This window comes from Kitasatospora sp. NPDC101155 (assembly GCF_044768305.1).
GTDB lineage: Bacteria > Actinomycetota > Actinomycetes > Streptomycetales > Streptomycetaceae > Kitasatospora.
This window is the reverse complement of the sequence record NZ_JBIWPN010000026.1, coordinates 18,565-40,456: the sequence shown is the minus strand read 5'-3', so window position 1 is coordinate 40,456 and position 21,892 is coordinate 18,565. Positions and strand designations below refer to the sequence as shown.

Sequence of the window (21,892 nt, the reverse complement as noted above, 5' to 3'; positions counted from 1 at the left end):
GCCCCGGCCCGCCCAGGGCCTCAGATCCGCCAGGCGCGGATCCGGTCGGCCGCCGCGTACACGTCCGCCCGGGCGTCGGCGATGTCGCGGGCCAGCTCGACCAGCGCCCCGTACGGCGGGTCGATCCCCTCTCCGGCCGCGTGCATGTACGCGGCCGTCGCCATGCAGGCGTACAGGTTGTTGCGCACCGGGAGCGGGCGCAGCAGCACGATGGTGTGCATCAGGGTGGCCGCGCACCAGGCGGGGTCGGCGTCGTGGCCGAGCTGGGCGGTGTTCACCCGGTGCCGGGCCACGGCGGCCTGCAGCGCCGAGTAGTCCCGCACGCTGAGGTCCTCCGGGGAGGCCAGTTCCTGCACGTCGAGCAGCCAGCGCAGGTCGACGTGCAGGAGTGTCACGTCCTCGTCCCTCACCGCGCTCCGACCCTCACCGAGCCAGGTCCCGACACCACGCCGCCGCCCCTCACGCGGCGGGCGCGTCCTCCGGGAACGCGGCGTCGAACTCCGCCTGGTGCGCCTTCCAGAACGCCACGGCGTGGTCCACGAACACCCGGCGCTGCTGCTCCCGCACGCTCAGGTCGTGGACGTACGCCTTCACGCTCTTGCCGTCCGCGGCGGCGGCCTCGCGGATCGCGGCGAGTTCGTGCTCCGTGTACTCGATGTTGAGCGCAGGCATGTCGCCGATGGTACTGCAGCGCAGGCAAGTTGGGAGCAGGTCAAGAGGTGCTCCCGCCGGACCGACCACCGAACCGACCGCCGAACCGGGGCCCGCGCCGGGGCGGCGCCGACCGCCGCACCGGCGCCCGCCACACCCCGCTACATCGGATCCACCCCCCTCAGTTCGCCGTCCAGCTCCAGCCACCTGGTCAGCCCCAGACCGCGCAGGAACGGCAGGTCGTGGCTGACCACGATCAGCGCGCCCCGGTAGGCGGCCAGTGCCTGGGTGAGCTGGCGGACGCTGGCGAGGTCCAGGTTGTTGGTCGGCTCGTCGAGCAGCAGCAGCTGCGGCGGTGGGTCGGCCAGCAACAGGGCGGCCAGCGTCGCCCGGAACCGCTCGCCGCCGGACAGGGTGCCAGCCGGCTGGTCCGCCCTGGCGCCGCGGAACAGGAAGCGGGCGAGCCGGGCCCGGATCGCGTTGTCCCCGGCGGCCGGGGCGAACAGCTTGACGTTCTGCGCGACGGTCAGTTCGTCGTCCAGCAGGTCGAGCCGCTGCGGCAGGTAGCGCGAGGACACCGGGGTGGTGATCTCACCCTCCAGCGGGGCGAGTTCGCCCGCGATGGTGCGCAGCAGAGTGGTCTTGCCGGAGCCGTTGCGCCCGACCAGTGCGATCCGCTCGGGGCCACGCAGGTCGAGGTCGGCGGTGGCGCCGCAGGGCAGCCGGACCTTCTGCAGGGTGAGCACGGTGCGCCCGGCCGGCACCGCGGTGCGCGGCAGGTCGATCCGGATCTCGGCGTCGTCGCGCACGGCCTCCTCGGCGGCGGTGAGCCGCTGTTTGGCCTCCTCCAGTCGTTCGGTGTGCATGCCGGTCAGCCGGCCCGCCGTCTCCTGGCCCTTGCGCTTGAGCATCCCGGCGAAGATGTGCGGGTCGTTGCGGGTGACCGAGCGCTTCTTGCCGTAACTGGCGCTGCGCTCCAGCTTGGTGCGGGCCTCCGCCAAGTCCCGCTTCTGGCGCTGGACGTCGGCCTCGGCGTTGCGCAACAGCCGCTCGGCCGTTTCCTGCTGGGCGGCGAGGGTGCGCTCGTACTCCGTGAAGTTGCCGCCGTACCAGGTGACTTCGCCGCCCCGGAGGTCGGCGATCTGGTCGACGTACTGGAGCAGCTCGCGGTCATGGCTGACGATGAGCATGACGCCGTTCCAGCCGGCCACCGTCTCGTAGAGCCGCTCGCGGGCGGCCCGGTCGAGGTTGTTGGTGGGCTCGTCGAGCAGCAGGACGTCCGGGCGGCGCAGCAGCAGGGTGGCGAGCCGCAGCAACACCGCCTCGCCGCCGGAGAGTTCACCGGTGGTGCGGTCGAGGCCGAGGCGGTGCAGGCCGAGCCGGTCGAGGGTGGCGCGGGCGCGCTCCTCGACGTCCCAGTCCTCGCCGACGGCGTCGAAGTGCCGCTGGTCGGTGTCGCCGGACTCGATGGCGTGCAGGGCCTCGCGGGCGGCCCGGATGCCGAGCGCCTCGTCGACCCGCAGACCGGTGTCGAGCGTCAATCCCTGGGGCAGGTAGCCGAGTTCGCCCTCGACCCGGACGGTACCGCCGGCGGGGGTGAGGTCACCGGCGATCAGCCGCAGCAGGGTGGACTTGCCGGCGCCGTTGAGCCCGATCAGTCCGGTGCGGCCGGGGCCGACGGCGAGGTGGAAGCCGTCCAGGACGGGCTTGCCGTCGGGCCACTCGAACGTGAGGTCGGTGCAGAGGACGGCGGTGGTGGGTTGTGCCATGTAAGGCCTCCCGGATGGTTGCTGAAAGGGGTGGTGAGCAACACGGGGAGACACCGCAGGTGCGGAACCGGAACGGCCTGAGGACAGGGGGCGCGGCAATACGCCACGGGGCCGTGACTGAGGTCGCACACTCGCACACCGCGCTACGGCAGCAGGGCCTGCGCGGCGGGGCGGTGTCCCGGGACCTCAGTAGAGCAACGGCCTTCTCCTTGTCTGGCTGATGACGTCTTCCACGGTAGGGAGGTCGACGGAGGCCTGCAACCGATTTACCCGGGCCCCGGTTTCCGCGCCCCGGACGGAGGGCGGGTGCCGATCCGGTGCCGATCCGGTGACAGCCCCGTACCGGCCGGGGGCGAGTGTAAGAAGTTCCTTATCCGCATGGCAGACTCCTCACCTGCCATACCTGCGGCCCCGGGGCCGCACCCGCGGAACGGGCCGTATGGCGGTAGTCAACAGGGGGAATTGAACTCATGTCACCGATATCCCGGTCGAGCCGTGCCGTTCTGGGCGCCTCCGTCGCCGCGCTGACCATGGTGGTCGCCACCGGCTGCGGGCCGGACAACAGCGACCCGGCCGGAGCCCAGACCGCGGCTCCCAGCGTCGCGGCCAGCGCCTCCGGCAAGCCGGGCGCGGCCCCGATCAAGCTTCCGACGCTCGAAGAGCTGAAGACCTGGAAGCTCGAGGACTGGGACAAGTGGGCCCAGGCGAACGTCATCACCCCGGCGGCCAAGGGCTACTGGACCCTGCAGAAGCTCCTGAACGCCAAGCCCAAGCCGCTGCCGCAGGCGCCCACCCAGAGCCCGACGCAGGCGCCGGCCCAGCCGACCGCGGCGCCGACCGGCGCCGCCCCGGCCCAGCCCACCGCCGCCCAGCCGCCGACCGGGCCGGACCAGCTGCCCGCCGTGGTCCCGGCGAAGCCCGTGGCGCACCCGTTCCCGAAGAACATGCACGTCAACGGCAAGATCTTCTTCAAGGACGGCAACGACGACTACGTGTGCTCCGGCACCGTCGTCTCCGACCCGGCCAACCCCGGCAAGAGCAACCTGGTGTGGACCGCGAGCCACTGCCTGCACGGCGGCAAGGGCAACAAGTACTACACCGACATCACCTTCGCCCCGGCCTTCAACAGCAACGGCGTGCTGAGCAACGGCAACACGCAGAAGTCCAAGCTGGAGGACGCCGAGCCGTACGGCGAGTGGGGCGCCACCGCCGGCATGGTCTCGCCGCAGTGGACGCAGGAGGCCGACCCGGAGAAGGGCGGCCCCTGGAGCCAGTACGACTTCGGCATCATCAAGGTCGCCAACCCCGACCCGAACGGCAAGTCGCTGGAGGAGACCGTCGGCGGCTCGGTGCCGCTGTGGTTCAACGCCCCGCGTGACCAGCTGTCCGCCGTCTCCAACTACGGCTTCCCGGAGGGCAAGCCCTTCGACGGCGTCGAGCTGGAGCACTGCGACGGCGGCAAGCCGGCCGCGAAGGCCGGCGTCCCGGACCGCCCGGCGATGCTGATGATCGGCTGCAACATGACCGGCGGCAGCAGCGGCGGCGGCTGGTACGCCACCAAGGACGGCAAGCCGGCCCTGGTCAGCGACACCTCCATCGGCAACGGCGCCAACACCTACGAGGCCGGCCCGTACCTGGAGGACGTCGCGGCGCACATGTTCGACTACTTCTCCAAGAAGGCCAAGTGAGCCGCTGAGCCGGCGACCCACTGAGTGATCGGCCCCCGGGCCTTTCCGGCCCACCGCCCGCTCCCCGGTCACGGGCTTTTCCGGTGCCGACCCCGCTCCTCCTACAATCGGCGACATCATGAGCGCCACACTCGTAGTCAAGGACCTCAGCGCCGGCCACGGCGAACGCACCCTCTTCTCCGGCCTGGACCTGGTCGTCGCCCCCGGCGACGTGATCGGCCTGGTCGGCGTGAACGGCGCCGGGAAGTCGACCCTGCTGCGCCTGCTGGCGGGCCTGGACACCCCCGAGGCCGGCTCGCTGCGACTCAGCCCGGCGAGCGCCAACATCGGCCACCTGCCGCAGGAGCCGGAGCGGCGCCCGGGCGAGTCGGTGCGCGACTTCCTGGCCCGGCGCACCGGCGTGGCGGCCGCGCAGGCCGCGCTGGACGAGGCCACCGAGGGCCTGGTCGAGGGCCGGGCGGGCGCCGACGACGCGTACGCGGCGAGCCTGGACCGCTGGCTGGACCTCGGCGGCGCCGACCTGGAGGAGCGGGCCGAGGAGGTCGCCGACTCGCTCGGGCTGAAGGTCTCGCTCGACCTGCCGATGACGGCGCTCTCCGGCGGCCAGGCCGCCCGCGCGGGCCTGGCCTCGCTGCTGCTCTCCCGCTACGACGTGTTCCTGCTGGACGAGCCCACCAACGACCTCGACCTGGACGGCCTGGAGCGGCTGGAGGCCTTCGTCAAGGGCCTGCGCGCCGGCACCGTGCTGATCAGCCACGACCGCGAGTTCCTGGCCCGCACCGTCACCAAGGTGCTGGAGCTGGACCTGCACCAGCAGCAGGTCAACCTGTACGGCGGCGGCTACGAGGCGTACCTGGAGGAGCGAGCGGTGGCCCGCCGGCACGCCCGCGAGGAGTACGAGGAGTACGCCGACACCAAGTCCTCGCTGGAGGCCCGGGCGCAGCTGCAGCGCAACTGGATGGAGCACGGCGTCCGCAACGCCCGCCGCAAGGGCGGCGACAACGACAAGAAGGCCCGCGCCACCCGCGCGGAGTCCACCGAGAAGCAGGCCTCCAAGGCCCGGCAGACCCAGCGGATGATCGAGCGGCTGGACGTGGTCGAGGAGCCGCGCAAGGAGTGGGAGCTGCGGATGGAGATCGCCACCGCGCCGCGCTCCGGCTCGGTGGTCGCCACCCTGCGCGGGGCGGTCGCCCGGCGCGGCGACTTCTGCTTCGGCCCGGTGGACCTGCAGATCGACTGGGCCGACCGGGTCGCCATCACCGGCGCCAACGGCGCGGGCAAGTCCACGCTGCTGGCGGCCCTGCTCGGTCGGCTGGAACTCGACGGCGGCAGCGCCGTGCTGGGCTCGGGCGTGGTGGTCGGCGAGGTGGACCAGGCGCGCGGGCTGTTCTTGGGCGGCGAGCCGCTGGCGGAGGCCTTCGCGGCCGCCGTACCGGAGTTCACGCCGGAGGAGGTGCGCACCCTGCTGGCCAAGTTCGGGCTCAAGGCCGTGCACGTGCTGCGCCCGGCCGCCACCCTCTCCCCCGGTGAGCGCACCCGGGCCGCGCTGGCACTGCTCCAGGCGCGCGGGGTCAACCTGCTGGTGCTGGACGAGCCCACCAACCACCTGGACCTGCCGGCGATCGAGCAGTTGGAGTCCGCGCTCGGCTCGTACACCGGCACCCTGCTGCTGGTCACCCACGACCGGCGGATGCTGGACACCGTGGCGGTGAACCGGCAGATCGAGGTCCGGGACGGGCGGGTGCACGAGCTCTAGCCACCCCGGGTCCAGCCACCCCGGACCGGCCCCGGACCGACCCTGGACCGGTCTCCGGATTGGTCTCAGGATTGGTCTCGACCTCTTCCCGGGACGACCGTCATGTGCTGTGCTGTCGACCATGGTTGACAGCACAGGCAGTGCGATGACCGGGACGCCGTACCCGAGCGTCCCGCTCACCCCGATGACGGTGCCGGCCCACGAGGCCGAGGCCCGCGGCAGGGCCTTCCACGACGTGATGGCGCGGCGCCGGACCGTCCGCGACTACTCCACCCGCCCGATCCCGGACGGGGTGGTGGAGTGGGCGGTCCGCACCGCGAGCACCGCGCCCAGCGGCGCGCACGTCCAGCCCTGGCGGTTCGTGGTGATCACCGACCCGGAGCGCAAGCGGCGCCTGCGCGAGGCGGCCGAGGCCGAGGAACGCGAGTTCTACGACCACGGGGCCTCGGCGGAGTGGCTGGCCGCGCTGGCGCCGATCGGCACCGACTGGCGGAAGCCGTTCCTGGAGGACGCGCCGGCCGTGATCGTGGTGTTCGAGGTGCACAAGGGACCGCAGTCGCCGCGGCCGTACTACACCAAGGAGTCGGTGGGGATCGCGGTCGGGCTGCTGCTGGCCTCGCTGCACCAGGCCGGCCTGGCCACGCTGACCCACACCCCGAGCCCGATGCGGTTCCTCAACGAGGTGTGCGACCGCCCGGCGGAGGAGCGGGCCGCCTACGTGATCCCGGTCGGCTACCCCGCCGAGGGGGCGCGCGTGCCGGATCTGCGGCGCAAGGAGCTCGACGAGGTGCTGGTCCGGCTCTAGGTCCGGCTCCAGGACGTGTCTGACGCGCCGGGGCGGCGCCGGGTGCGCCCCCTGCCGGGCCACGGCCGCCGGTTCCGGATGCTGACAGGTCCGGGCCAAGGACATAATCGCCGCCATGAGCCAAGCCCAGCCACGGTCCTGTGACCCCGCGGAGGTCACCACCGGGCGGCCGCCCGAGCTGCTGCAGCTGCCCGGCGGCCTCCGGCTGCACCGCCGCCGCAGCTCCCACGCGGCGGCACTGAACAGGGCCGTCCGCGCCAACCTGGACCATCTGCGGCCCTGGATGGACTGGGCGGCCGAGGCCCCCACCCGGGCACGGACCACCGAGCTGACCCGGGCCGGCACCGCCGCCTGGGAGGCCGGGACCGACTTCATGTACCTGGCCGAGCTGGACGCCGAACCCGGCCGGGTGGTCGGCGCCCTCGGGCTGCACGGGCGGATCGGCCCGGGCGCGCTGGAGATCGGCTACTGGGTCGCCGCCCGGCACGTCGGCCGCGGCATCGCCACCGCCGGGGCGGGGGCACTGACCGAGGCCGCACTGGCACTGCCCGGGATCGCGCGGGTGGAGATCCGCTGCGACCAGGCGAACGGCGCCAGCGCGGCCGTCCCGCGCAAGCTCGGCTACCGGCTGGACCGGGTCGCCGCAGCCACCGTCCGGGCTCCCGGGGAGACCGGACGGCAGCTGGTGTGGGTCATGGAGCGCTGACCGTACGAGCCGACCGGGCCGACCGGGCCGGACCCGGCAGGCGTGGCACCGGACCGTCAGGCGTAGCGCCCGCCCTCCGCGGCCGGCAGCGCGTCCAGCTCGGCCAGGTCGACCGCCGAGAGCTCGACCCCGGCCGCGGCCACGTTGTCCACCAGGTAGCGCGGCGTCTTGGTGCCCGGGATCGGGAAGACGTACCGGCCCTGCGCCAGCACCCAGGCCAGCGCGATCTGCGCGGGGGTGGCGCCGATCCGCTCGGCGATCTCCCTGACCTTGGCGACCAGCGCCAGGTTGGCCTTCAGCGCGTCCTGCTGGAAGCGCGGCAGCCGGCGGCGGAAGTCGTCCTCGGGCAGCTCGTCGAAGGAGGAGATGCTGCCGGTCAGGAAGCCGCGGCCGAGCGGCGAGTACGGCAGGAAGGCGATGCCCTGCTGCTCGGTGTAGGGCAGCACGTCGTCCAGCACGTCCCGGGTCCACAGCGACAGCTCGGACTGCACCGAGGCCACCGGGTGCACCGACTGGGCCCGCTTGATCTCCTCGACGGTCACCTCGGAGAGCCCGATCCGGCGCACCTTGCCGGCCTGGACGGTCTCGGCGAGCGCGCCCCAGGTCTCCTCGATCGGGACGTTCGGGTCGACCCGGTGCAGCTGGTAGAGGTCGACGTGGTCGGTGCCCAGGCGGCGCAGACTGTCGTCGATGGAGCGGCGCACGTGCTCGGGGCTGCCGTCGCGGGCGCCCGACCCGCCGATCTGACCGGGGACGATGCCCACCTTGGTGGCCAGGAAGGCGCGCTCGCGGTGCGGGCCGGCCAGCGCGGCACCGACCAGCTCCTCGTTGGTGAAGGGGCCGTACATGTCGGCGGTGTCGATCAGGGTGACACCGAGGTCCAGCGCCTGGCGGATCACCCCGACCGACTTCTCGTCGTCACGGTTCTGCACGTCGTAGGCGAAGGTCATCCCCATGCAGCCGAGACCGATGACGCCGACCTCAGGGCCGTCGCTGCCGAACGAGGCGTTGCGCATGCCAGTGCTCCGATCCGATGTCCGTGGGTTGGATCAACCCCTCCAGCTTTCACCTTCGAGTGCACTCAAGGTCAAGTCCGACGCGGAGTTGGCTTGATCCAGTCCCCGAACCCGCCGTCGAGCACCAGCTCCGCGAGCCGCGCGTAGCCGCCCGCGCCCGGGTGGGCGCCGTCCGCCGCCCCGGCCTCGGCCGTCCAGGTCGGGTCCTCGGCCAGTGCCTCGGTGACGTCGACGAACGGGACGCCGGAGGAGGCGCAGAGTTCGGCCATCGCGGGGACGAGCCGCAGCAGCCGCGCCAGGTGGTCCGGACCCAGACCGACCACCGGGGGCGGGCCGACCACCAGGGCGGCGATGCCGCGCTCGCGGGCGCCGTCGAGCAGGGCGGCGAGGTTGGCCAGGGTGTCCGGATGCGCGACCCGGGGCGCCCCGCCTTCCGTCACCGCGTCGTTGGCGCCGAAGGAGAGCACCAGCCGGTGATCGGCCCCGGGCAGGGCACGGGCCTCGACCTCCGCCCAGCAGCGCTGCCGCACCTGCGCCGAGGTCTGACGGCGGACGCCGAGGTTGAAGGCGGTGGCGTGCGGCGCGGCGGCCTGGAGCACCCGGCCGACCCAGCCGCGGAACTCCGGGTCGCCGAGGCCCTGGACGAAGGAGTCGCCGAGGAAGCAGATCCGCGGGCCGTCGAAGGGATCACCCGGCGTTCGTATGGTCATCGGGCCACCGTAGGGGTGTGAGCGGGGCGCGCGCCTCCGCTTTCACCACCGGGCCCCGGGACCGGGCAGTCGACCCCGGGGGTTCGGCCGGACGGGAGAAACCTTCGCCCCCGGACGGTCCGCCGAGCCCGCGACGGCCGACCATCCGGCAAACCGGCGCGTAGGAGCCCGCCCCCACGCGCCCCGCACCACCGGGCGCCGCCCGTCCGGTCTTGGCAGGGCACTCCGGGACGGTCGACGCTCTGTGCACAGCCGATCGTCTCGGCTCGTCACCACGGAAGTTGGGGTAGAAATGTCGCTCTCGCGCACCCGCGTCGCCGCCCTCGCCCTGTTCGTCGCCGCCAGCACCGCGCTGGCCGTCCCGGCCCAGGCCGCCGGCGGGCACCGCGCGCTCAGCCACTTCGACGACGGCAGCTTCGAGTCCCCCAAGGCCCCGGCGGGCGGCTTCACCGAACTGGTCGCCGGCCAGACCATCGGCCCGTGGCGGATCACCAACGGCAGCGTCGACCTGATCGGCGCGGGCATGTGGCAGGCCGCCGAGGGCGACCAGTCCATCGACCTCAACGGCGCCGACTCCGGCACCATCGCCCAGACCTTCACCACCGTCCCCGGCACCACCTACTCGGTGACCTACGCCCTGGCCGGCAACCCCGCCGGCGGAGTCCCCCTGCGCACCGGCAAGGCGCTCATCGACGGACAGGACTTCCAGGACTTCTCCTTCGACGTCACCGGGAAGACCGCGACCGCGATGGGCTACGTGGGAAGGCAGTTCAGCTTCGTCGCGCAGAACTCCGCCACCACCCTGACCTTCGAGAGCACCGTCGGGGGCGCGTACGGGCCGGTGCTGGACAACGTGCAGGTGAAGGAGTGCAAGCCCTGCTGCTGACCCTGAACCGCTGACGTCCCGGCCGGGTGGGGTCGTCCGGCGACCGCGCGCCGAACAGGCGCGTGACGGCCTCACCCGTGCGGTCGGCCGAAGGCGCCCTGCCCCACGGCGTACCGCTGCTACGCGGGCGGCAGCTCGCCGGTCGGCGCCTCTCCGGTCGGCACCTCTCCGGGCGACGCCTGCGCCGCCGCAACCAGCCGGGACGCCAACTCCTCGGCCAGGCGGGCGGCGTGGCCGCGCCGACGGCGGGCCAGGGCCAGGCCCAGGTGGCGCCGGGGGCCGGGCTCGGCGAGCGGGAGGGCGACCAGGTCCGGGTGCCGGGTCAGGCCGATCTCGGGGATCAGGGCGATCCCGATGCCGGCCCGGACGAGCGACTGGGCGAAGTCGTAGTCCGTCGCGGTGCAGGAGATCCGCAGCTCGACGCCGGCCAGGGCGGCGTGGCGGGCGAGCTGGCCGGCGGACTTGTGGCAGCCCAGGATCCAGCGCTGGTCGGCGAGTTCGGCCAGGTGCGGGGGCTCGGGCCGGGCCCGGTAGCGGGCCGCGGCCGGGTGGCGGCGCGGCAGGACGACCCGCAGCGGGTCCTCGCCCAGCGCGGTCCAGTCCAGGCCGGAGCGGTCGCCGGGCCGGGCGGGCGGCGGGCCGTCGAGGTGGTAGGCGAGGGCGAGGTCGGCCCGGCCCTCGCGGACGGCGGGCAGGCTCTCCTCCGGTTCCGCCTCCAGGATCGTCAGCTCCACCTCCGGGTGGTCGGCGACGAATCCGGCCAGGGCGGAGGGCAGCAGCCGTCGGCCGCCGCTGGCGAAGGCGGCGACGGTCAGGGCGGTGCGCACGGCGGTCAGCTTCTCGATCCGCTGCTGGGTGTCGGCCAGTTCGGCGGCGATCGCGTCGGCCGCCTCCACCAGCAGCCGCCCCGCGTCGGTGAGCGTGACGCCGCGCGTGGAGCGCTCGACCGCGGGCGCGCCGAGGCCGCGCTCCAGTGCGGCGATCTGCTGCGAGACCGCCGAGGGTGTGCAGTGCAATGCCACGGCCGCCCGGTTGAAGCTGCCGCAGCGGGCGACTTCCCGCAGGACCGCGAGCCGCTGAACGTCGATCAACAGTTCTCCTAATGATGGGGCATCCACATCGACACTACTGCTGTCGAGCCGGGCCGGGCAGGCTGATCACCGAGAACGGACAGCGAACGGACAGCACCGGACCGGGGAAGGATCGCGAGCAGTGGACGTGTGTGTGATCGGAGGCAGCCGCTACTTCGGGAGACGGCTGATCGAGGACCTGCGGGACGCGGGCGCGACGGTGACCGTCGTCAACCGCGGCTCGACCCCCGCGCCCCGGGGCGTGACCCACCTGCGCGCCGACCGCGACGACGAGAGCGCGCTGCACGCGGCCCTCGCCGACCGGCGCTTCGACGCCGTCGTCGACCAGGTCTGCTACACGCCCGTCCAAGCGGCCGTCGCCGCCCGGGTCTTCGCCGACCGCACCCCGCGCTACCTGCTGACCTCCACGGTCGAGGTGTACGCCCACCTCGGCCGCCCCGGCGGGCCGCCCCTCGCGGAGGAGACGGTCGACCTGTCGGCCCAGCCGGTGGACCTGCGACTCCCCTGGACGGACCCGGCGTTCCAGGAGGCCCACTACGGCGAGGGCAAGCGCCAGGCGGAGGCCCTGCTCACCCGGCAGGCGCCCTTCGACGTCGCCACCGTGCGCACCGCGCACGTCCTCGGCGGCGCCGACTTCACCGGACGGCTGGCGCACCACGTGGAGCGGATCGAGCGCGGCCTGCCGGTGGCCGTCCACCCCGCGCCGCAGAGCGCCTCCTTCATCCACGAGACGGAGATCGCCCGGTTCCTGGGCTGGGCCGCGACGGCCGACTTCACCGGGGCCGTCAACGCCGCCTCCCACGGAACGCTGGACGTACGCGAGTTGTGCGCGGCAATCGGCCGCGAGCTGGGCACCGAGCCGGTGCTGACGGAAGGGGCCGGTGAGCCGCTCTCACCGTTCTCCTTCGACCGCTGCTACGCCATGGACACCGGCCGGGCGGCCCGCCTCGGCTTCCGCTTCTCCCCGATCACCGACTGGCTCCCCCAGGCCGTCAAGGAGGCCCGGCGATGACGCCCGCTCCCGCCCTGCCCGTCGCCGCCCAGACCACCCGCGCCGTCGACGCCACCCGCGCCACCCGCGCCATCGGCGGCGTCACGGTGAGCGCGGTCGGCCTCGGCGCGATGCCGCTGTCCGTCGAGGGCCGCCCCGACCAGGACCAGGCCGTCCGCACGATCCACGCCGCCCTCGAAGCGGGCGTGACGCTGATCGACACCGCCGACAGCTACCACTGGCACGCCGGTGAACTCGGCCACAACGAACGCCTCATCGCCCGCGCGCTCGCCGCCCACGGCAGCGGCACGGACGAGGTGCTGGTCGCCACCAAGGGCGGCCGGGGCCGCCCCGGCGACGGCACGTGGACCGTCAACGGCGACCCCCGCCACCTGCGCCGCTGCGCCGAGGCCTCGGCGCAGCGGCTCGGCGTGGCGGCCATCGGCCTCTACCAGCTCCACAAGCCGGACCCGGCCGTCCCCTTCACCGACTCCGTCGGCGCGCTGCGCGACCTCGCGGACGCCGGCACCATCCGGATGGTCGGCCTCTCCAACGTGGACTGCGAGCAGATCCGCACCGCCCGGGAGATCCTCGGCCCGCGCCTGGTCTCGGTGCAGAACCGCTTCTCCCCCGCTCACCCCGCCACCCGCGACACCCTCGACCTGTGCACCGAACTCGGCCTGGCCTTCCTGCCCTGGAGCCCGCTCGGCGGGATCTCGCCCAGCGCCGTCGACGACCCCGGCACCGGTGCCCCGACCTCGGACACGCCCTTCCACACCCTCGCCCGCGCCCACGGCGTCAGCCCGCAGCGGGTCTGCCTCGCCTGGCACCTGGCGCAGTCCCCCGCCGTCATCCCGATCCCGGGCGCACGCCGCCCGGCCTCCATCCGCGACTCGGCCGCGGCAAGGCAACTCACCCTCTCGGCACAGGAGCTGGCGCAACTGTCGCGCCGTCCTTAAACCCACCCTAAAACCTGCCCTCGGTGGGCTTTCGAACGTCGGGAAGTGCTTGACGTGCACAGCTGGTCTAGTCCAGTTTGATCCTCAGCACCGCGCTCCTCCCCCGCACCGCGCCAGCCCCCAGGCTGCCGCCCGCCCCGCGTCTGCCCACCTACGCGGCGCGGGCGGCCCACCGTCCCGAGAGGCACCCCCATGCCCAGCGCGCTCCAGCACGCCCCCACGCACCGCCGACCGGCCCGCCGGACCAAACTGCTGAGCTTCGCCGCCGCGACCGTGCTCGCGGCCGGCGGCCTGGCCGCCCTCGCCGGGAACGCCGGCGCCGCCGACGGCAACCTACTCGCCAACGCCGGGTTCGAGAGCGGCGCGCTCGACCCGTGGAGCTGTTCCGGCGGGACCGGCATCGTCGTCAACTCCGGTGCGCACAGCGGGAACTACGCACTCAAGGGGGCGGCGAGCGCGAGCGACACCGCACAGTGCTCCCAGACCGTGAGCGTCCAGCCCAACACCACGTACAGCCTCAGCGCCTGGGTGCAGGGGCAGTACGTCTACCTCGGCGTGACCGGCAGTGGCGTCACCGACCCGGCCACCTGGACCGTCGGCGGCCCCGACTGGCAACAGCTGTCGACCGGTTTCACCACCGGCCCGAGCACCACCAGCGTCACCGTCTACCTGCACGGCTGGTACGGGCAGGGCGCCTACCTGGCCGACGACATCACCCTCACCGGCCCCGGCGGCGGCAGCCCCAGCACCCCGCCGACCACCGGCACCCCCACGGGCACCCCCACCGGCGGCCCGGGCACCCCGCCGCCGAACGTCCCGCTGCCGGTCGCCCCGTACATCGACATGGGCGCCTGGCCCACCCCGGCCATGCCCGACATGGCCAGGGCCGGCGGCGTCAAGGGCTACACCATGGGCTTCGTCACCGGCGTCGGCTGCAAGGCCAGCTGGTTCAACGCCTACGACCCGCGCACCGGTTGGGCCAAGGACCAGGTCGACGCGCTGCGCGCGGCCGGCGGCGACGTCAAGCTCTCGTTCGGCGGCGCCAGCGGCACTGAACTCGCCGCCGCCTGCGGCTCGGTGGACTCGCTGTTCGCCGAGTACGACGCGGTCGTCAACGCCTACAACCTGCGCTACGTCGACTACGACATCGAGGGCGCGGCGATCGCCGACACCGCCTCCAACGACCGCCGCTCCGCCGCGCTCGCCAAGCTCCAGCAGGCCCACCCCGGCCTCAAGGTCTCGCTCACCCTGCCCGTCCTGCCCGAGGGCCTGACCAGCGAGGGCGTCGCGATCGTCAAGTCCGCCCGCGACGCCGGGGTCGACCTCGACCTGGTCAACATCATGGCGATGGACTACTACCGCTCCGGCACCGACTACGGCAACGCCGCCGTCCAGTCCGCGCAGTCACTCTTCGGCCAGCTCAGGGCGCTCTACCCGGCGAAGACCGACGCCCAGCTGTGGGCCACGGTCGGGGTCACCCCGATGATCGGCGAGAACGACGACCACCAGGTCTACAACCAGGCCGCCGCCCAGCAGTTGGTGACCTTCGCCAAGCAGAACCACCTCGGCCTGCTGGCCTTCTGGGACGCCACCCGGGACGCCAACGCCTGCACCGGCGGCTCATTGTCGAAGTGCACCAACATCCCGCAGCAGCCGTACGAGTTCGCCAAGATCTTCAGCCAGTACGCGGGCTGATCCCGGTGTCCGAGGTGCCGGTGGGCCGGGGGGCCGCCGGCACCTCGGCGCGTTCCGACGAAGAGACGTCAGGTGTCCGAAAATCGCACGTGAGTGCACCCGTTCGCCCAGGAACCATCTAGCATTCGGTGATGCCGCCCGCACGGACGGTAGTCGTTCCCCGTATCGAATGATGGGAGTCCCCGTGCGCCGTCGCCTCCTGCGCGCCACCCTCGCCTGCTCCGCCGCCCTGGGCCTGGCCGCGGCCACCGCGCCCGCCGTCCACGCCGATCCGGCGGCGGTGCGCTGCCCCCGGGGGTACTTCTGCCTCTTCGAGGGACCGCACGAGAGCGGGCGCGTACTGCTCTCCGAGAACGCGCACGTCACGAAGAACGGCTTCCAACTGCGCGACTTCGACGACATCGAGCCGCCGACCCGCCCGCTCTCCGTCCACGACCCACTCCCGGACGACCTCGGCTGCATCATCCGGTTGAACGACCAGCCGCACTTCGCCGGGCAGGAGCAAGAGGCCTCCGGATTCGGCAACCACGAACTCAACGGCAGTCGGGTGGCCTCGGTCACCACCGACTGCGGCTGAGGACTCCGCTGCGGCCAAGCCCGCGGAAATTGGCATCTCATCCTCCCGGACCGTCGATTACAGTCCCTCAAACCTGTACGGCACGAGGGGGCGGACATGACGGTCCGGGACGACCACGACCAGCTCAACACGATCTTTCCGACCGGCGACGCCGCCTGCGCGGCGGGCCTCACCCCCGAGGAACTCGCCGCGTTCAGCCACACCCTCGGCCGGCTGCGCGCACTCCCCTCCCACGACCGCACCCGACTGCACGCCGAGCGCCAGCTCAGCTCGTTCGTCGTGGAGAGCCGCAAGCGCCGCCGCCAGGAGGCCAAGCAGGCCGTCCGGCAGGCCGACGCCGAGCTGCTCGCCACCACCGCCACCGGCGGCCGGCACCGCCTCGAGGACGCGCCGCTCGCCCCGACCACCGGAGGACCGGCCGGCGAGCTGCAGATCCCGCACCGCTGCTACGTCTGCAAACAGACCTACCGCCAGGTCGACGGCTTCTACCACATGCTCTGCCCGGACTGCGCGGCCGACAACACCGCCCGCCGCTCCCTCGGCACCGACCTGCGCGGGCGCCGCGCGCTGCTCACCGGCGGGCGGGTGAAGATCGGCTTCCAACTCGCGCTGATGCTGCTACGGGACGGCGCCGAGCTGATCACCACCAGCCGCTTCCCGCAGGACACCGTCCGCCGCTTCCGCTCCGCCGAGGGCAGCGAGCAGTGGTGGGAGCGGCTGACCGTGGTCGGCATCGACCTCCGCGACCCGCGCCAGGTCCTGGGGCTGACCGAGGAGTTGCGGGCGGACGGCCGCCCGCTGGACATCCTGGTCAACAACGCCGCACAGACCCTGCGCCGTCCGCCGCAGTCGTACGCCCTGCTGACGGCGGGCGAGTCCACCGCGCTGCCTGCGGCCGACCGCCGGGCGATCACCCATGCCCCCGGCTTCCGGCCGCTCTCCGGCGCCGCCGCCCAACTTCCGGCGGGCGCCGGGTCCTTGCTGGACTTCACCGACGAGGCCGGACTGCTGCCCGACCTCGCACCCGCCAACTCCTGGTCCGCCACGCTCGGTTCGCTCGACCCGGCGGAGATGCTGGAGACCCAGCTGGTCAACGCCCTGGCCCCGGCCCTGCTCTGCGACCGGCTGCTGCCGCTGCTGCTCGCCTCCCCGCGCCCCGCCCGCTACATCGTCAACGTCACGGCGGTGGAGGGCCGGTTCGCGGTCCGCAACAAGACCGCGCGCCACCCGCACACCAACATGGCCAAGGCCGCGCTCAACATGCTCACCCGCACCAGCGCGGTCGAACTCGCCAGCCGGGGCGTGCACATGTGCGCCGTCGACACCGGCTGGATCACCGACGAGAACCCGGCCCCGAAGAAGACCCGGATCGCCGCCCAGGGCTTCCGCACCCCGCTGGACATCGTGGACGGCGCGGCCCGGGTGTACGACCCGATCGTGCGCGGCGAGGCGGGGCACCCGGTGTCGGGGGTGTTCCTGAAGGACTACCGGGTGGCGGAGTGGTGACGGGCCGGGCGTAGCGGAACGGTAGGAGCACAGCAGAAGGCTCGACGCCAGGACGACGTCCGCCACCACGACGAACAGTTCACCACGACGGCCCGGCCCGGGAGCGATTCCCGGGCCGGGCCGTCGTGGTGTGCTCAGGTGCACTCAGGCGTGCTCAGGCGTGCTCAGCGGCCGGTGGGCAGGTTGGCCCCGCCGGTGCAGTCGAGGACGATTCCGGTGACGAAGGTGTTCGCCGCCAGCATGTGGATCGCCCGGGCGACGTCCTCGGGGCGGCCGACCCGGCCGACCGGGGTGGTGGCGGCGAGGCCGTCGAAGAGCGCGGTGCGCTGCTCGGCGGGCACGCGGTCCCACCACGGGGTGTCGACGACGCCGGGCGAGACGGCGTTGACCCGCAGCGGGGCGAGTTCGACGGCCAGCGGCGGGACCATCGCCTCCAGGGCACCGTTGATGGCGGCCAGACCGGCGGTGCCGGGGATGGCGGCGCGGGCGGAGGCGGCGGTGATCAGGGTGACCGAGCCGTCCTCACGCAGGTGCGGCAGCGCCGACTGCAGGACCCGGACCTGCGGCCAGAACTTGGCGTTGAAGCCGGTGGCGAGGTCGGCCAGGTCGAGCCGGGCGAACGGCCCGCTGCCGGCCGCACCGCTGACCGCGACCACCAGGTGGTCGACGGTGCCGAGTTCGGCGAAGAAGGCCGCGATGGCGGCCGGATCGGTCGCGTCCACCTGCTGACCGGTGGTCTTGCCGCCGATCCGGGTGACGGCGGCGTCCAGCTTCCCGCGGTCGCGGCCGGTGATCACGACCTCGGCGCCGTCCGCCGCGAAGGCGGTGGCGGCCGCCTCGCCGATGCCGGAGCTGCCACCCATCACGACGACGCGCTGTCCGGCGAAGAGGTTCGATGCAGTGCTCATGGCGCTGGGCCCTTCCGGCTTGGTCGAATTCTTGTCGAGACCGCTGGTTCCGACAATGATGCTTGCCGAGACTTATAGTCTTGTCAAGCGAGGCGGGAAGAAAGGGACACCACCATGAGCGAGACCAACCCCCGAGCCGAGCAGAACCCGTCCGCGCGCCCGCACACCGGCCGCCGCCGCAACGAGGCCGCCCACCGCGCGATCCTGGACGCCGCGCTGCTCCTGCTCGCCGAGTCCGACGGCACGCCCGTCACCGTCGACGCGATCGCCCGCACGGCGGGCGTCGGCAAGCAGACCGTCTACCGCTGGTGGCCCTCCAAGGGCGCCGTCCTGCTCGACGCCCTCACCGACCGCGCCGACCAGGACGTCCCCGGCCCGGACACCGGCGCCCTGCGCACCGACCTGCGCGCCTTCATCGCCGACACCTTCGACGCCGCCCAGCGCGGCACCACCGCCTCCGCGCTGCGCACCCTCACCCGCGAGGCCGCCCGCGACCCGCACCTGGCCGAGCTGATGCAGAGCTTCACCGCCACCCGCCGGACCGAGCTGCGCGAGCTCCTCTCCCGGGGGCGCGAGCGCGGCGAACTGGCCGGGGACGCCGACCTGGACCTGATCGTGGACCAGGTCTACGGGGTGTTCTGGTACCGCTTCCTGCTCGGGCACGGCCCGTTGGACGACGCCGTCGCCGAGCGGCTGACCGACACCCTCATCACGGGGAACGACCGACCGGGAACCGGGAAGGACTAACCGGGCTCGCCCCGCCGCCGCACCAGCGGCAGGTACACCTCGTCCACGATCTCCACCAGGACGTCGTCGGGCGCGGTCGGCACACCGCGCACGACGAACTCGTTGCGCAGCAGCACGATCGCCACCGTCGCCACCCTCGGGTGCAGCGCCTCGGGCGCCGCCTCGCCGCGGGCGACGGCGCGCCCCAGCACGGTGAGCCAGGGCGCGGCCGCCGCGTCGCCGGACTGGTCCTGCAACTGCGCCAGGACCTCCGCCGCGCCGCCCGCCGCGGCCAGCAGGTCACGCAGCACCCCGCCGAGCGGCGAGCTCCAGTGCCGGTTCGCCTGGCGCAGCAACTCCAGGACGTCGCCGCGCAGTTCACCCGTGTCGGGGAGCGGCGCGGCCTTGGCGAGCCGCTTGTAGGCGGCGATGCCGAGGGAGATTCGGTTCGGCCAACGGCGGTAGATGGCGTTCTTGTTGGTGCCCGCGCGGGCGGCGACCCTGTCCATGGTCAGCCCGGCGAACCCGGACTCGGCGAACTCCGCGACCGCCGCCTGGAGGATCGCCTCCTCCAGCGCCGCCCCGCGCCGCCGCGTCTGCCCGGCCAACCAACGGCAACTACGGTACTCGGCGTACCGTAAATTTTCGATTCGCCACGAAGGCCCCGTACCGCCCCATCCTTCTTGCCATCCCGAGATGCTGCGACTGTTCGCCGACTGCGCCGGGCGGGCGGAACGGCTGCGGCGGCGCGGAGCCGAGGTGGTGTTCGTGGCCGGCGCCGAGCTCAGCCTGATGAACCCGGGCTTCCTGCCCGGCGACACCACGGACGAGCGGATCGCGCTGCTCGCCCGGCCGGAGGCGGTACGGGAGCACATCGGCGCGGTCAGCGGCAAGGTCAACGCCTTCCTCCGCACGGCCGTGGCCGCCGTCCGCGAGCACTTCGAGGGCCCGGTCACCTACGCCGCCGTCCCGCTGGAACGTGTCGACTGGACGCCCTTCGACGTCGTCTCCCTCGACCTCTACCGCTCCGCCGAGACCGCCGCCCGCTTCGCCGACGGCGTCCGCGACCTGACGGCTCAGGGCAAGCCCGTCGCCATCACCGAGTTCGGCTCCGCCACCTACCGCGGTGCGGGCGACCGGGGCGCGCTCGGCCTGGAGATCGTCGAGTACGGCCCCGACGGACCGGTGCGCCTCGACGCCGCCTACGAGCGCGACGAGCCCGGACAGGCCGCGTACGTACGCGAGCTGCTGGAGGCCTTCGACACCGGTGGGATCGACGCCGCCTTCGTGTTCACCTTCGCGCTGTACGACTTCGTCCACCGCCCGGACGGCGACCCGCGCGAGGACCTCGACCTGGCCAGCTACGGCGTGGTCAAGGTCCACGAGGACCGCCCCGGCCTCCCCTGGGAGCGGAAGGACGCCTTCACGGCGGTCGGCGACTACTACCGGACGCACTGACGCCCCCGGTGGGCGCAGGAAGTCGGCCGGTCCGACTTCCTGCGCCCACCGAGTTCAAGCGGTGCGGCGGCGACGGTAGTACGCGATGCCGAGGGCGATGGTGATCGGACCCCAGAGCATCGCGGGGCCGATACAGACCCGGTATAGGGCCTCCCACCACCCGTTGCTGAACCCGACCTCGTCCACCACGCCGATCCAGGCGAGCGGCTGGAGCCCGAACAGGCCGAACAGCACCAGCCCGCCCAGCACCGTCGCGACGAGCGGCCCGAGCGGCGGTACCCGGCGCCCCCGCAGGAACGGCACCCAGCGCGGGAACACCTCGCCCCAGCCGCTGACCATCCCCAGGGTGAGCAGCGCCAGCGCCTCGGTGATCAGGCTCAGAGCGAACACGTACGGGGTGAACCACCAGACGTACGACCCGGCGTTCGGGTCGACGGTGCCCATCCGGAAGTCGAACGCGAACGGCAGCCGCCACAGGCAGTGCGGCAGGAGGACGAACGGCAGCGCCTTGGCGAGGCGCAGGGCCCAACGGGGGACGGGGCGTTCGGTGTCACCGACCGGGATGTTCTTCAGCATGGGCCCACCCTCGCCGACGCCGCCCCGGCCCCGCCTCCACCGCGGGGACCGTCCCCCTCCCCCGCGGGAGCCAACTGCCGCTCGTCACACAGGTGGAGGCGTGCGGGCCCGCCCGGCTCCGGCGGGCCCGCAGAGCTGTCACCCCGTCAGGCCTTGGCGCCCAGGCCGAAGGCGGTGACCAGGAGCCCGAGGGCGTACGGGGTCTCGGCGCCGTTCAGGGCGGTCGGGTCGACCGAGTACACGACCTTGCGGGCGAGATCGCGGGTGGCGAAGACGCCGCTGGTGCAGCCGGGGCGGGAACCGGTCTTGCCCCAGGCCACCACCCCGTTGGCCTCAAGGCGCTCAAGCCCCATGCTCATGCACGCCTTGCCGCCCGGGCAGTGGCTGCTGTGATCGGCGACGGGCACGTCGGGGACGGTGAACAGCTTCTCCTGCTCGGCCGACGGGAGGAGGCGGCCCCGGAACAGAGCGGTCATGAAGCGGTCCAGGTCGGGGGCGCTGGAGATCATGCCGCCCTCGGCCCAGGGCCAGGGGCTCTGCTCGGTCACGTCCACGCGGTGCGAGCCGCCGTCCGCGTCGGGGACGGTCAGGTACGGGTGGGTGGCGGGGTGCCGCAGCTCCGGGTCGTCGGCGTCCGGGAGGGAGGTGTCGTGCAGGCCGAGCGGGCGGATGATCCGCTCGCTCAGCTCGTCGGCGTAGCTGTTGCCGGTGACCTTCTCGACGATCAGCCCGGCGACGAAGGTGTTCATGCCGTTGTACTGCTGGGCGGTGCCGGGCTGGAAGCCCAACGGCTGGCCGGCCATCGTGGCGAGGACCTGCTCGGGGGTGAACGAGTCGAAGCGGTGAGCCTCGAACCAGGTGGTGGTGCCGTCGCCCCAGGGCGCGTTGGAGCCGCCGGGCAGTCCGCTGGTGTGGTTCAGCAGCTGGCCGACCTTGACCGAGGCGTAGGGGAAGTCCGGGAGGTACTGCTGGACGGTGGCGTCCAGGTCGATCCGGCCCTCGGCGGCGAGCTGGAGGACGACGGTGGCGGTGAAGACCTTCGAGATCGACCCGACCCGGAACCTGCCCTGCGGGTCCACGTCCGCGCCGTCCTCCGCCGAGGTGCCCTCGAAGCGCCCGGAGGAACCGGTGACGCGCACGAAGGCGGCGGAGACGTCGGCGGCGGGCCGCTTGGCGAGGGCTGCCCGGATAGGGGCCGGGTCGAGCGGCGGCAGCACGGACGCACTCGCCGAAGCGGACGCACCGGCGGACGGGGTGGCGGGCGTCGCGGCGAGGGCGGGCGCGCTCGCCCCGACCGTCAGCGCGGCCGCCAGGGCGCCGGCGGCGGCGACAACGGCCCAACGGGTGCGGTGCGTGTAGGCGTTCACAGTGCGGTCCATCTCCAGACTGATCGTCATCCGGGCCGGTTCGTTTCCCGG

The 21,892-nt window shown here is 73.2% G+C and carries 21 protein-coding genes and 1 pseudogene; 12 read left to right on the top strand and 10 right to left on the bottom strand.

Annotation, left to right across the window (positions count from 1 at the left end):
• Positions 1 to 20: 20 nt before the first annotated feature.
• From ACIRYZ_RS30515 to ACIRYZ_RS30505, 3 genes are all read right to left on the bottom strand, one after another.
• Entirely contained in the window at positions 21 to 395 is a 375-nt protein-coding gene (locus ACIRYZ_RS30515; RefSeq protein ID WP_393039237.1) for a toxin Doc, read from the bottom strand.
• Between the two features lie 64 nt (positions 396 to 459).
• Positions 460 to 672 carry a hypothetical protein gene (locus ACIRYZ_RS30510; protein WP_355673825.1) on the bottom strand — a complete coding sequence of 71 codons (213 nt, stop codon included), beginning with the start codon at positions 670 to 672 and terminating at the stop codon, positions 460 to 462.
• Between the two features lie 140 nt (positions 673 to 812).
• Complete coding sequence (locus ACIRYZ_RS30505) at positions 813 to 2,420, bottom strand: ABC-F family ATP-binding cassette domain-containing protein (protein WP_402950361.1); 1,608 nt, start codon at positions 2,418 to 2,420, stop codon at positions 813 to 815.
• 470 nt (positions 2,421 to 2,890) lie between these two features.
• Between ACIRYZ_RS30505 and ACIRYZ_RS30500 the strand changes: the two genes are divergently transcribed.
• From ACIRYZ_RS30500 to ACIRYZ_RS30485, 4 genes are all read left to right on the top strand, one after another.
• Entirely contained in the window at positions 2,891 to 4,108 is a 1,218-nt protein-coding gene (locus tag ACIRYZ_RS30500) for a trypsin-like serine peptidase (RefSeq protein WP_393039231.1), read from the top strand.
• Between the two features lie 118 nt (positions 4,109 to 4,226).
• The gene (locus tag ACIRYZ_RS30495; protein WP_402950358.1) at positions 4,227 to 5,864 is read left to right on the top strand and encodes an ABC-F family ATP-binding cassette domain-containing protein; all 1,638 of its coding nucleotides are present in this window, start codon (positions 4,227 to 4,229) and stop codon (positions 5,862 to 5,864) included.
• A 121-nt stretch (positions 5,865 to 5,985) separates the two neighbouring features.
• Complete coding sequence (locus tag ACIRYZ_RS30490) at positions 5,986 to 6,669, top strand: nitroreductase family protein (RefSeq protein ID WP_402950355.1); 684 nt, start codon at positions 5,986 to 5,988, stop codon at positions 6,667 to 6,669.
• A gap of 115 nt (positions 6,670 to 6,784) precedes the next feature.
• A complete protein-coding gene (locus tag ACIRYZ_RS30485; protein ID WP_402950353.1) occupies positions 6,785 to 7,375 on the top strand; it encodes a GNAT family N-acetyltransferase in 591 nt (196 codons plus the stop codon).
• A gap of 56 nt (positions 7,376 to 7,431) precedes the next feature.
• Here ACIRYZ_RS30485 and ACIRYZ_RS30480 read toward each other — a convergent pair whose 3' ends face one another.
• Complete coding sequence (locus tag ACIRYZ_RS30480) at positions 7,432 to 8,391, bottom strand: aldo/keto reductase (RefSeq protein WP_402950350.1); 960 nt, start codon at positions 8,389 to 8,391, stop codon at positions 7,432 to 7,434.
• 71 nt (positions 8,392 to 8,462) lie between these two features.
• Complete coding sequence (locus tag ACIRYZ_RS30475; RefSeq protein ID WP_402950347.1) at positions 8,463 to 9,101, bottom strand: GDSL-type esterase/lipase family protein; 639 nt, start codon at positions 9,099 to 9,101, stop codon at positions 8,463 to 8,465.
• Positions 9,102 to 9,393: 292 nt separating this feature from the next.
• Between ACIRYZ_RS30475 and ACIRYZ_RS30470 the strand changes: the two genes are divergently transcribed.
• The gene (locus ACIRYZ_RS30470) at positions 9,394 to 9,987 is read left to right on the top strand and encodes a choice-of-anchor C family protein (protein ID WP_402950344.1); all 594 of its coding nucleotides are present in this window, start codon (positions 9,394 to 9,396) and stop codon (positions 9,985 to 9,987) included.
• Between the two features lie 119 nt (positions 9,988 to 10,106).
• On the opposite strand, the gene ACIRYZ_RS30465 is transcribed toward ACIRYZ_RS30470, so the two are convergent.
• On the bottom strand, positions 10,107 to 11,078 hold the full coding sequence (locus ACIRYZ_RS30465) for a LysR family transcriptional regulator (protein WP_402950342.1): 972 nt from the start codon (positions 11,076 to 11,078) through the stop codon (positions 10,107 to 10,109).
• Positions 11,079 to 11,199: 121 nt separating this feature from the next.
• Here ACIRYZ_RS30465 and ACIRYZ_RS30460 point away from each other — a divergent pair, with 121 nt between their 5' ends.
• The 5 genes from ACIRYZ_RS30460 (at position 11,200) to ACIRYZ_RS30440 (ending at position 16,806) form a co-directional block, all read left to right on the top strand.
• Positions 11,200 to 12,090 (top strand): NAD-dependent epimerase/dehydratase family protein, encoded by an 891-nt coding sequence (locus ACIRYZ_RS30460; RefSeq protein ID WP_402950340.1) that lies wholly within the window; start codon positions 11,200 to 11,202, stop codon positions 12,088 to 12,090.
• Entirely contained in the window at positions 12,087 to 13,028 is a 942-nt protein-coding gene (locus ACIRYZ_RS30455) for an aldo/keto reductase (protein ID WP_402950338.1), read from the top strand. Before ACIRYZ_RS30460 ends, ACIRYZ_RS30455 begins: the two co-directional genes overlap by 4 nt.
• Positions 13,029 to 13,220: 192 nt before the next feature.
• Entirely contained in the window at positions 13,221 to 14,723 is a 1,503-nt protein-coding gene (locus tag ACIRYZ_RS30450) for a carbohydrate binding domain-containing protein (RefSeq protein WP_402950335.1), read from the top strand.
• Between the two features lie 184 nt (positions 14,724 to 14,907).
• Complete coding sequence (locus ACIRYZ_RS30445) at positions 14,908 to 15,300, top strand: peptidase inhibitor family I36 protein (protein ID WP_402950332.1); 393 nt, start codon at positions 14,908 to 14,910, stop codon at positions 15,298 to 15,300.
• 96 nt (positions 15,301 to 15,396) lie between these two features.
• Entirely contained in the window at positions 15,397 to 16,806 is a 1,410-nt protein-coding gene (locus ACIRYZ_RS30440; protein ID WP_402950329.1) for an SDR family oxidoreductase, read from the top strand.
• Between the two features lie 164 nt (positions 16,807 to 16,970).
• Here ACIRYZ_RS30440 and ACIRYZ_RS30435 read toward each other — a convergent pair whose 3' ends face one another.
• Positions 16,971 to 17,714 carry an SDR family oxidoreductase gene (locus tag ACIRYZ_RS30435; RefSeq protein ID WP_402950326.1) on the bottom strand — a complete coding sequence of 248 codons (744 nt, stop codon included), beginning with the start codon at positions 17,712 to 17,714 and terminating at the stop codon, positions 16,971 to 16,973.
• 114 nt (positions 17,715 to 17,828) lie between these two features.
• On the opposite strand from ACIRYZ_RS30435, the gene ACIRYZ_RS30430 reads away from it, so the two are divergent.
• A complete protein-coding gene (locus ACIRYZ_RS30430) occupies positions 17,829 to 18,461 on the top strand; it encodes a TetR/AcrR family transcriptional regulator (RefSeq protein ID WP_402950324.1) in 633 nt (210 codons plus the stop codon).
• On the opposite strand, the gene ACIRYZ_RS30425 is transcribed toward ACIRYZ_RS30430, so the two are convergent.
• Complete coding sequence (locus tag ACIRYZ_RS30425) at positions 18,458 to 19,048, bottom strand: TetR/AcrR family transcriptional regulator (RefSeq protein WP_402950322.1); 591 nt, start codon at positions 19,046 to 19,048, stop codon at positions 18,458 to 18,460. The two genes, ACIRYZ_RS30430 and ACIRYZ_RS30425, sit on opposite strands and share 4 nt — an antisense overlap.
• An 85-nt stretch (positions 19,049 to 19,133) precedes the next feature.
• Between ACIRYZ_RS30425 and ACIRYZ_RS30420 the strand changes: the two are divergent.
• Positions 19,134 to 19,898 (top strand): annotated as a pseudogene (locus ACIRYZ_RS30420) (hypothetical protein); the annotation flags it as partial.
• A 54-nt stretch (positions 19,899 to 19,952) separates the two neighbouring features.
• Here ACIRYZ_RS30420 and ACIRYZ_RS30415 read toward each other — a convergent pair.
• Positions 19,953 to 20,474 (bottom strand): hypothetical protein, encoded by a 522-nt coding sequence (locus ACIRYZ_RS30415; protein ID WP_402950320.1) that lies wholly within the window; start codon positions 20,472 to 20,474, stop codon positions 19,953 to 19,955.
• Between the two features lie 146 nt (positions 20,475 to 20,620).
• Positions 20,621 to 21,853 carry a serine hydrolase domain-containing protein gene (locus tag ACIRYZ_RS30410; RefSeq protein ID WP_402950318.1) on the bottom strand — a complete coding sequence of 411 codons (1,233 nt, stop codon included), beginning with the start codon at positions 21,851 to 21,853 and terminating at the stop codon, positions 20,621 to 20,623.
• Positions 21,854 to 21,892: the final 39 nt, after the last annotated feature.